Raw genomic sequence first — 9,465 nt, forward strand, 5'->3', positions numbered from 1 at the left:
TTAATTTTGGAGCTGATGCCTATGGTCTCTTTCAAAGGTTCTTGCTTTTTAGCTCATGTGCTTGTAAAACGACAGGTAGATCAGTAAAAACAGGGAGGTGAAAATGAGATTGATGACCGAGAAAGCGCTCCATCCGAGCCAGAGCACGGGCATAAACAGCAGGGCCAGCTGTGCCCCCAGGTAAAAGAAGAAGCCTGCTTTTTGCCATTTTCGGATTTTAATTACGCCGATCAATGAAAGCAGCGAAACAGCCATCAGCAGCACAAAGTAAACTGGAGTAAAATGGTCCATACTGGTGCTGTTGGTTACGCTGATGATCCAGTTTTTGGACGGCTCAAAAACGAGAGCGACAAAACCAAAGGCCAGTACGCCAAGTCCGCTTCCAAGCAGGCTTAGCAGGGTGGTGGATACAAATAAGAGCGGTTGATTTTCGCGGTCTTGCTTCATGATAACTTTTTCTGATTCGGCTCAAAAGTATTCATTTCTGTCCGAAAATAGAATCGGGCAGCTGAAGATTTCGCTTAAAGGCTGATGGACAGACTCCAAAAAAAAGAAACCTCAGCCCAATGAGGTTTCCTTAAAGATCGTACGCGTTTGTTCCGGCTTGCAGAAGGAGTGGGCACGCACTAAATGACCCGGGCTGTACTAAAAGCCAGTACAACGGGCTGTACCAATCGTTCAAAATCGGCATAGGTCATTCGGATGAGTTCAACATGAGTGCCGGCGTTGAAGGCAATTTCTTCATCTTCAGCCAGGCTTTCTGCAACAAAAACTTCCATATCATACAGGTTGCCAAAAGGAGGCATTGCCCCGATTTCGCACTCAGGAAACAGGTGCTTGAATTCCATTTCATTGGCCAGTTCCACTTTTTTGGCGCCAATTAATTCTTTCAATACATCCAGTTTCACCAGGTAAGAAGCCGGGAGAACAGCCATGGCCATTTTGCCATCAATTTTGACCATCACTGTTTTTGCCAGTTCTTTGCCCGGAATATGGGTTGTTGCGGCAATTTGTTGGGCGTTAAATGCCAGTGAGTGACGGATGGTAATGTACTCAATGTTGTTTTTGTCCAGATAATCTTTTAGTTTTTTGATCGGCATGACGTTCGCTTTTTGGTCGTAAATCACAGATGTTTCGTAAACATCACATAGCACTTAACACAAAAATCACCGTCAATAGACATGGTTTGAAGAAATGATTTTTGGTTAATCTAAAGTCAGGTCATTGTTGGCTGTTCAAGAAAACAACACCAACCGGTTTATTTAATTCTACTTGATCAATTCAATTTTTGTTACCAAAAGCATTCGTATTGAAGGGAGTATTGCCTGTTCTTAGCACGTGTTGACGGCTGATGCAGCTGACGCGAAGCAGGGGCAAATGTTAAGCGATGGAAAAAACTGGCCTATCTTAATTTCTATTCGTTTCCGGTGGACGCAAAATATTTTACCTTTACGCTTTATTTCTATTTTTTCGAGAAATAGCAGCGGAAACAAGTTATCAGGAACGTTTTCATGGAAAGCAAGCCTGATGATGCGTTCAAGGTATATGATCTAAAATAAACAATTATAATCACATGAAAAGAGATCAAGTTGTATTTGACATTATTGAAAAAGAACGCCAACGTCAGTTGAGCGGAATTGAATTAATTGCATCGGAAAACTTCGTGAGCGAGCAGGTTATGGATGCGATGGGTTCTGTAATGACCAACAAATATGCCGAAGGCTATCCGGGCAAACGCTACTATGGCGGATGCCAGTTTGTGGATATGACCGAGCAGTTGGCGATTGATCGTTTGAAAGAACTATTTGGTGCAGCTTATGCCAACGTGCAGCCTCACTCAGGAGCGCAGGCCAACGCTGCCGTATTAAGTGTGATTCTTAAGCCTGGCGATAAATTTTTGGGACTTGATCTCTCTCACGGTGGTCACTTGTCACATGGTTCTCCGGTTAACTCATCGGGTATTTTATATCACCCAATCGCTTATCACGTGAAAGAAGATACCGGTTTGGTGGATTACGATGAGATGGAAGCTTTGGCACGTGAGCATCAGCCCAAATTGATCATTGGTGGAGCATCGGCTTACTCACGCGAGTGGGATTATGCCCGTATGCGTAAGATTGCCGACGAAGTAGGAGCGATGTTTATGGTTGATATGGCTCACCCGGCAGGATTGATTGCTGCTGGTTTGCTGGAAAACCCGGTAAAACATGCGCACATTGTCACTTCTACAACACACAAAACATTGCGTGGTCCTCGTGGAGGTATCATCTTGATGGGTGAAGATTTTGAAAACCCATTTGGATTCAAAACACCTAAAGGTGTGACTAAAATGATGTCAGCCGTATTGGATTTCGCGGTATTCCCCGGACAACAAGGTGGCCCGCTGGAGCACGTGATTGCTTCCAAAGCCATTTCTTTTGGCGAAGCGCTTGATCCTTCTTACAAAGAATACCAAACTCAGGTGAAAAAGAATGCTGCTGTTATGGCGCAGGCTTTTGTAGACAAAGGATACAAAGTTATTTCCGGAGGAACCGACAACCACAGCATGTTGATCGACTTGCGTACCAAATTCCCTGAACTGACTGGTAAAGTAGCTGAAAACACCTTGGTGAAAGCTGATATTACCATCAACAAAAACATGGTGCCTTTCGACAGCCGTTCGCCATTCACTACCTCAGGTTTGCGTGTAGGTACGCCAGCCATTACCACGCGTGGTTTGAAAGAAGACCAAATGGCCATTATCGTTGACTTGATTGACGAAGTGCTGAGCGATGTGGAAAATGAAGCCGTAATCACTTCAGTTCGCGAAAAAGTGAATAAAATGATGAAAGACCTGCCTTTATTTGCCTGGTAGTCGCTTTCGGATTAAAGCATATTGAAAAAGGTATTCCGTTTTGGAGTACCTTTTTTTTGTGCCTTTTCGGTATGGTTAAAGAATAATTTCTCAGCTCTGCTTGGAGTCATTCAATTGAACGCTTTCAAGACCTTTTCTGCCCGGGATGTGCCCAAATGGTAATTGGTTTCATCCTGATGAAGGCGAGGGGAGAGCTGTGTTTTTTGTGGCCGATTCCCGGATCATCGAATGGTTTTTCTATATTCGTTGTTCAATTACTACTAAACGAAAACGTATGCATATCAAATCGAACAATCTTATTCGTCGGATGCTGTTAGTGCTGTTAGCCACCCAAATAAGCCTGGCATCGGCTGGTACTGGTAACCAAACAACTCCGGAAGAGCCGGTTGAAACCCGGTCGGTTTTTCGTACCAAACCCTTTCTTCAAAATCCGATTGGTGGAGGAATTACCGTATCGTGGTTTACCCATGTGCCCACACATGGATGGGTGGAATTTGGCACGGACGAAAGTCTGGGCACTAAAATGGAAACCCTGATTGCGGGACAGGTTGTGGCCAATGTGAAACAGCACAAGGTGCGGCTGAACGGACTTCAGCCGGGACAAACCTACTATTACCGGGTTTGCTCCAGGGAGGTGCTGACTTATGGAGCCTACAAAAAGGAATTCGGAGAGGTGGCCTACAGTGAGACCTACCAGTTTACGCTGCCCGATACGAAGAGCCCCGATTTCACCGCCATTATTTTTAACGATTTGCACCAGAAGAAGCAAACCCTGCAGCAACTGATGACACAGCTTGAAGGGGTGAACTATGATTTTGTGCTTTACAACGGCGACTGCATTGATGACCCGCGCAGTGAAGATCAGGTGCTTAATTTCCTGACCTTTTCCAATGAGCAGGTTAATGCGGCCGAAAAGCCCGTGTTTTACATCCGTGGAAATCACGAAATACGAGGCGCCTATTCGGTTGAATTCAACCAGCTTTTTGATTATGTAGGGGGAAAAACCTATGGTGCCTTTAATTGGGGCGATACCCGTTTTGTAATGCTGGATTGCGGCGAGGACAAACCCGACAGTCATCCGGTTTATTATGGACTGAACAGCTTTGAGCAATTGCGAAACGATCAGTTGGATTTTCTTCGCCACGAAACCAAGAGTAAGGCCTTTAAAAAGGCTGCCAAGCGGGTGCTGATTCACCACATTCCCTTGTATGGCATGGATGAAAAATACTACCTGCCATGTGCCGAGCTGTGGAGCGAAACCTTAAATAAGGGCCGTTTTGCCGTTGCCATCAACGGGCATACCCACAGTTCTGCCTACCACGAAGCGGAAAGCCTGGGCAATGATTATCCGGTAGTGATTGGTGGCGGCTACAGTGCCAACAACGCTACGGTGATGGTGCTGAGCAAAACCGGCAATTCGCTGCACCTGAAAATGATTGGCTACGATGGTGCTGTATTGGGCGATTTTTATTTCTAAGCGGAGATGCCAATTGGGCCGGAGATAAATACTTCTTGCACCAGATTCGGACTGAATTTTCAAATTCGGGATTTAAGTTGTATCATTGCAGGCTATTAATCGCACAGCGTAAAAAAGAATTAATGAATTTATCATTTTCCATCATCAACATGACGACTATGTGTTGCTGTATGTTTTTCAAACATGTGGAGGGTGATGCTGTGCTTCTATAAATTATAGAATACTTAAATATAAAAATAGGTTTCAGCCCTTCACAGTTTTGTGAAGGGCTTTTTTTTTACTAAAAATTCAAAAAAGAATGGCAGATTTAAATTTTAAAATTGAAGGTGAAGCTCAAACAGGAGCGCGATTTGTTGCCGGAGCACGGCAGTTTACGATTGTAATTGATGAGCCCCCCGCGCTTGGAGGAGATGACCTTGGAGCAAACCCCGTTGAATACCTTTTAGCCAGCTATGCCGGATGTATCAATGTTGTTGCCCATCTTACAGCGAAAGAATTGGGAATTCAGGTTGAAAAATTGGGTATTGAGGTTAGTGGTAACCTGAACCCTGCCCGCCTGATGGGGCAGGCAGATGCCGAGCGTGCCGGATTTAAGCAAATTGATGTCAAGTTTTCGCCCATTACCGATGCCGATCCCGAGCAAGTCAATCAATGGATTGCGCTAATCAAAGATCGTTGTCCAATTAATGATAACCTGACCAATACGACTCCTTTGACCTTTAATCTGGTTTCGGAGGAAGTAAGTGTTTAACGGCTTGTAAGGAAGCTGTCTGGAAAGTCACTGGAGTAGGAAAAACCGTCATTGCGAGTGAAACGAAGCAATCTGCTATTTAAAAGATTGCTTCAGTCGTTCCTCCTTCGCAATGACGAAGAACCATACTTTTTAGACAGCTTCATTGCTTTTTTGTTTTTATCGCACCACGCGCGAGGATGCACACGGGAGCAGTGCCAGAACAAATAAGCCATTGCTAGGACGATGCTGCTGGCTGCTCTATGTTGACGGAAGCTTCTGTATGATTGTTTGCTTCCTTGCTACCTGCCGCCTGTTGCAGGCCCAGGTAACAAGCCAGACGATCGGCGCAAGCTCCTTGTTTTTTATTTGCTTTAAGCATCCAGGAATAGTTTAACTGCAACAAGCCGCCACATCCAACTTGATTAAAAAGTTCTCTTAGTTGCTGATGCTCTTTAATATCGGATGCAATAAACGTGTGGAGACGATCAATTCCAAGGTAAGCCTTATCCAGTTTGGCCAGGCCGGCCAGCTCTTGAAGCTTTTTCCCTTCGGGTGTTCCATTGTTGGTTACAAAAAGGAAGGTTCGAACCACCAGCTTATCACCAATGATATCGGCTTTCAGATAACCCAGCCGGATGTCGCCCTCAGTCATTGGGAACAGAAAGCTGTTGGGTTTACCTGCCGGAAGCGGTTCTTGCAGCAAGGCCGTAACGATATACAAATACCCTAAATCAACGAAAGGTTTTCCGAGCCGTTCTTCCATACGCACCAAAACATGCTTTTGCATAAATACCTTTAACGGAAACTTTTGCATCATTCCTTTCAGTCCCAGTTTTTCGGGAGTGATTGTAAGAGGAGCAAATGTTTGTTGCGTATTTAAACAGACCTGAAATACGGTGCGCCGGTGCCCGCCAATTTCCAGTAACTCGGTTTCCACCTCTTTTTGTTCCACCACATAGTTGTTGTAGAAAGCCGATAAATCGAGGGGGGAGCGATCATCCTCCAGCTTTTCTTTAACAAAACGGGTCGTACTGGTTGTGAAATCGGAAAACAGCCAGGCTAGCGTCTCTAACCGGCGTTCAACCGTATTAAATACTTTTAGGCGTTGTGCATCAAACTCCTCTTCTTCAAAAATAGGGAAACACGCATAAAACTGTTCGCCAACATCGGGCTCCTGCCGGGCCACATTGCGCCAAAATAGGAACAGAGTTTCGGCATAGATTGAAAAATCATACAAGCTCATCTTGATTTGGTGCTTGTCCAGCTCAACCCAGGTGTGCTGCAATAAGCGAGTTAAGTTGTTATTCAGCATCTGTAAGGCAGCTTTCGATGCCCGCTTCCCTTCGGTTGGGTTAATGACCTTAAAAGGGCGAATGCGGGTGTGATAAATCATCAGGCGCCTTCTTTTATTGAGCAAATCAAAGGCCGAATCATCGCCCAGTAGCGCCATAATTTGTTTCAGCTTTTTAAAAAACTCGTTTTGGCGGTGCTGACGCTCTTGTTTGTTTTGAATGGCATTGTTTTTCTTTTTCCGTTTCATAAGCAGTGGTAGGTTAAGTTAAGCAGGGCGTAACCTATTCGGTTAGAATAAAAAAGATATTAAAAAATGCGCTTCAATGCAACAGCTTCGGATACCTCCGCTGGTGCCAATTGGCAATTTGTGCCTTGCCCTTTAAGGCTATTAACTTCTTGCTTTTACCAGTAAGGCACGGTTTGCAAAAACGCGCCAGCAAGGGCTTTTATTTTTCATAGGTCAAATTGAAAACTGTAGATTTATCTATTTCTGAGTTGGCGGTATTAATCTTATTGAAATCAAAATTAAGCAAGTCAAAAATATAATCAGCTAATTCATCTTTAACCTTTCCTTCGCTTTCTGGAAAATGAAGTTTTCTATTTATAGCTCCAGTAAATAAATCAACTGCCTGAATATTAAAGTTTGATTTTGAGTCAACAGCTAAAAAATCGCCTAAAAATAGACCCTCTATTTTTTGACTTGTAATACGTTCTTTTAAATTTTCTATTTTTAATTGGTCACTTCCTTTTTCATCTTCATCTAACCAAACTTGTAAATATCTTGGTAATGGTGCTCTTTTAGTTTCATTTTCATGAATAATCCCTTTGTTTATTAGGTGAAAAGTCAAGTCCGTAATTGCTTTATTGATGTCATTAATACCTTTTTTATCAACTACTATTGTTTTAAATCCGACAGTTGGATTAAGTTCCAAAAACTTCAAAAAGAATTCTTTGTAAGTGTCTAAGCGTAATTTATTGACGTGAGAAAAATGGAATTCAAAATCAAATTCTCGTTTTTCCACCCATTCTTTTAATTTTCGGCTTGCTTGAAATGTTGCGAATCCGTCAATAATCCATAAACTTCCAATAGATAAATAATTTTGTGTTTTCCCTGTTTCATCAATATATACTGAATACATTGGTAATCCTTCAGGTTTTTCTTCAATTGCTTCCTGCCTCATATCTTCAGCAAGAACACCTCTATATTTTTTTACTTCGTCGTCTGCTTGAAATAATTTGTACTCATTTTGAATCCTTGCTCTTGAACGAGTTAGTGAGTTGATTTTTGTTAATCTTTTTAAGTCATCTTTTGTAATATATGAACCATTAAATAAGTCACTTTCAAATGTATTCCAATAAATCCATGCTAATTCAATGTCTGAATTTCTAGCGTCGCTATTGTTATTCAAAATAAATCCAACTTGGTCATGTTTAGTTTCAAGGTTTCCACTTAGTACTTTACTTAAAAGTTCCTTCTTTTCCTTTTCAATCTTTTGAGCTTTCTCATCTAATTGTTCATCATTTTCATTTGTAATTTCTTCATTTTCCATATTAGTTTAAGATTATAGTTAGTTTTTTTCAAAATTGGCTGTAACGGTTGATAAATGCTGTCGTTGTGAATTTCGGAGAGCGTTCCTGTCCGCAGGACACGGAACTGCGATGCGAGAATCCGCGGTTGGCGTACCACCAACCCCCGTCCTGCAATATGTACCTTGTTAGCGGTTCGGGCTTTATTTTGTTACAACTCCTTTTACCTCTTTAAGTAATTTTAAAACAATATCAATTGGTACTGAATCTTTCTTCTCTTCAGTAATTATATTTTCTTCATTAATAATCCCCGTTGTTGAACTTTCACTTAAATGATTTTCCAATAATCTGTCAATAGCAACATTTACCCTCTTAGTTGAATCATTAATATCAGGAGACAGTGTGTTGATTGTGAGAAGGAGTCCCTCAATGTAACGAATTTCATGTATGTGTTTTGCTAGAATGACCAACTGCCTTTGTGTACGATTTGCTTGTATGATAAAAGCCCATAGCAAACCACCAAAAACAGGAATTGGAATTATGGATGCCAAATAGTCCTCCCATTTAGGAAACCCTGTTGAAGCATTAAGTTTGCAAAAGGTATTTACTTCTAATGATACAATAAACAATAAGAAAATTGCCATCAAACCTGAATATATCCAAAACATTAAGTTTAAGCGGAAGTGTTCATTTTTAATTGGAGAAAGACAATTGGTTAGTTCTGCAAATGCAGATTTAATTTTGTTATTCCATTCAACTACAGCATTCTCTTGTTTCTTCTTTTCTTCTAACTCTTTTTGGTAATTTTTGATTTGGTCATTTGCTTTTATGAGAGCAATTTCTTTTTCTTTTATCTGTTTTTTATGGTATTCAATTTCTTCTTTTGACTTACCATCACTATCCATCTGGTGTTTGAGAAATGTTTCTAGTGCATTTTTTTGTTTTTCAAGTTCCTTTATTTGTTCATGGTAATACTTCTCAGAATTATATATGTTCTGCCTACTCGAAAAATAGTTATTGATTGATGTTTTAATTTGCCTTATTTCAAATCCTAGAATTCTAACCAGTCTAACGAATTCAGATTTGAACCTATCATTTAAATCAGTGTCAAAGTTTATTGATTCTGTCAGTTCATATAAGCGTCTATAAATCTCATGAAATTCCTCAGTAAATAAGTTTCTAACAAAATCGATACTTGATATTAACTTTGAGTCAAGATTATGAATCATTTCCCGTATGTCGATAATGTCTCTAATGATTTGATTGTCATATAAATCATCAAGATAGTCGTTTGACAAAAGCGATATAAGATTATCTAAAATTGACAGATTATCTTCATATTCCATCATTTGTTTTTTTGCTTGTCCCATTTTCTTTTATCTAGTAATAGTTTATGTTTCAACTTCATTTTGCCTGACCGCTAACACTTGTATATCCACAGTCTTGTGGATATATTGGCTTTAGCTGGATGTGTTTTTACTCGTGAAAACGCTGATTGTGTGCGGTGGGTGTCCGTTGGTTAGTACTGTCATTGGTTTTTTCCTTTTTCGATTTCGCCGATTAAGTTATAAAAATTTACAA

The 9,465-nt window shown here is 41.0% G+C and carries 8 protein-coding genes; 3 read left to right on the forward strand and 5 right to left on the reverse strand.

The features are described 5' to 3' along the window. Positions 1–48 precede the first annotated feature (48 nt). Together ACRD6K_RS19625 and ACRD6K_RS19630 are read right to left on the reverse strand one after the other, a co-directional pair. A complete protein-coding gene (locus ACRD6K_RS19625; RefSeq protein ID WP_430974623.1) occupies positions 49–447 on the reverse strand; it encodes a hypothetical protein in 399 nt (132 codons plus the stop codon). A gap of 179 nt (positions 448–626) precedes the next feature. Continuing rightward, positions 627–1,100, reverse strand: coding sequence for an aminoacyl-tRNA deacylase (locus ACRD6K_RS19630; protein ID WP_299577222.1), 474 nt, complete (start codon positions 1,098–1,100; stop codon positions 627–629). Between the two features lie 473 nt (positions 1,101–1,573). On the opposite strand from ACRD6K_RS19630, the gene glyA reads away from it, so the two are divergent. The 3 genes from glyA (at position 1,574) to ACRD6K_RS19645 (ending at position 5,082) form a co-directional block, all read left to right on the forward strand. Next, positions 1,574–2,854 carry a serine hydroxymethyltransferase gene (gene glyA / locus ACRD6K_RS19635; RefSeq protein WP_299577224.1) on the forward strand — a complete coding sequence of 427 codons (1,281 nt, stop codon included), beginning with the start codon at positions 1,574–1,576 and terminating at the stop codon, positions 2,852–2,854. Positions 2,855–3,128: 274 nt separating this feature from the next. After that, the gene (locus ACRD6K_RS19640) at positions 3,129–4,331 is read left to right on the forward strand and encodes a purple acid phosphatase family protein (RefSeq protein WP_430974624.1); all 1,203 of its coding nucleotides are present in this window, start codon (positions 3,129–3,131) and stop codon (positions 4,329–4,331) included. 298 nt (positions 4,332–4,629) lie between these two features. Next, positions 4,630–5,082 (forward strand): OsmC family protein, encoded by a 453-nt coding sequence (locus ACRD6K_RS19645; protein WP_430974625.1) that lies wholly within the window; start codon positions 4,630–4,632, stop codon positions 5,080–5,082. Between the two features lie 217 nt (positions 5,083–5,299). On the opposite strand, the gene ACRD6K_RS19650 is transcribed toward ACRD6K_RS19645, so the two are convergent. The 3 genes from ACRD6K_RS19650 to ACRD6K_RS19660 form a co-directional block, all read right to left on the reverse strand. Continuing rightward, a complete protein-coding gene (locus ACRD6K_RS19650; protein WP_430974626.1) occupies positions 5,300–6,604 on the reverse strand; it encodes a hypothetical protein in 1,305 nt (434 codons plus the stop codon). Between the two features lie 199 nt (positions 6,605–6,803). After that, positions 6,804–7,907 (reverse strand): DUF3800 domain-containing protein, encoded by a 1,104-nt coding sequence (locus tag ACRD6K_RS19655; protein WP_430974627.1) that lies wholly within the window; start codon positions 7,905–7,907, stop codon positions 6,804–6,806. Between the two features lie 180 nt (positions 7,908–8,087). Beyond that, complete coding sequence (locus ACRD6K_RS19660; protein ID WP_430974628.1) at positions 8,088–9,254, reverse strand: hypothetical protein; 1,167 nt, start codon at positions 9,252–9,254, stop codon at positions 8,088–8,090. Positions 9,255–9,465: the final 211 nt, after the last annotated feature.

It is taken from the genome of Sunxiuqinia rutila (genome assembly GCF_050589705.1).
In the GTDB taxonomy this organism is placed as follows: Bacteria; Bacteroidota; Bacteroidia; order Bacteroidales; family Prolixibacteraceae; genus Sunxiuqinia; species Sunxiuqinia rutila.

Coding starts and splice junctions, on each gene's coding strand:
- ACRD6K_RS19625 (WP_430974623.1), bottom strand. CDS start 447: ATGAAGCAAGACCGCGAAAATCAACCGCTCTTATTTGTATCCACCACC.
- ACRD6K_RS19630 (WP_299577222.1), bottom strand. CDS start 1,100: ATGCCGATCAAAAAACTAAAAGATTATCTGGACAAAAACAACATTGAG.
- glyA (WP_299577224.1), top strand. CDS start 1,574: ATGAAAAGAGATCAAGTTGTATTTGACATTATTGAAAAAGAACGCCAA.
- ACRD6K_RS19640 (WP_430974624.1), top strand. CDS start 3,129: ATGCATATCAAATCGAACAATCTTATTCGTCGGATGCTGTTAGTGCTG.
- ACRD6K_RS19645 (WP_430974625.1), top strand. CDS start 4,630: ATGGCAGATTTAAATTTTAAAATTGAAGGTGAAGCTCAAACAGGAGCG.
- ACRD6K_RS19650 (WP_430974626.1), bottom strand. CDS start 6,604: ATGAAACGGAAAAAGAAAAACAATGCCATTCAAAACAAACAAGAGCGT.
- ACRD6K_RS19655 (WP_430974627.1), bottom strand. CDS start 7,907: ATGGAAAATGAAGAAATTACAAATGAAAATGATGAACAATTAGATGAG.
- ACRD6K_RS19660 (WP_430974628.1), bottom strand. CDS start 9,254: ATGGGACAAGCAAAAAAACAAATGATGGAATATGAAGATAATCTGTCA.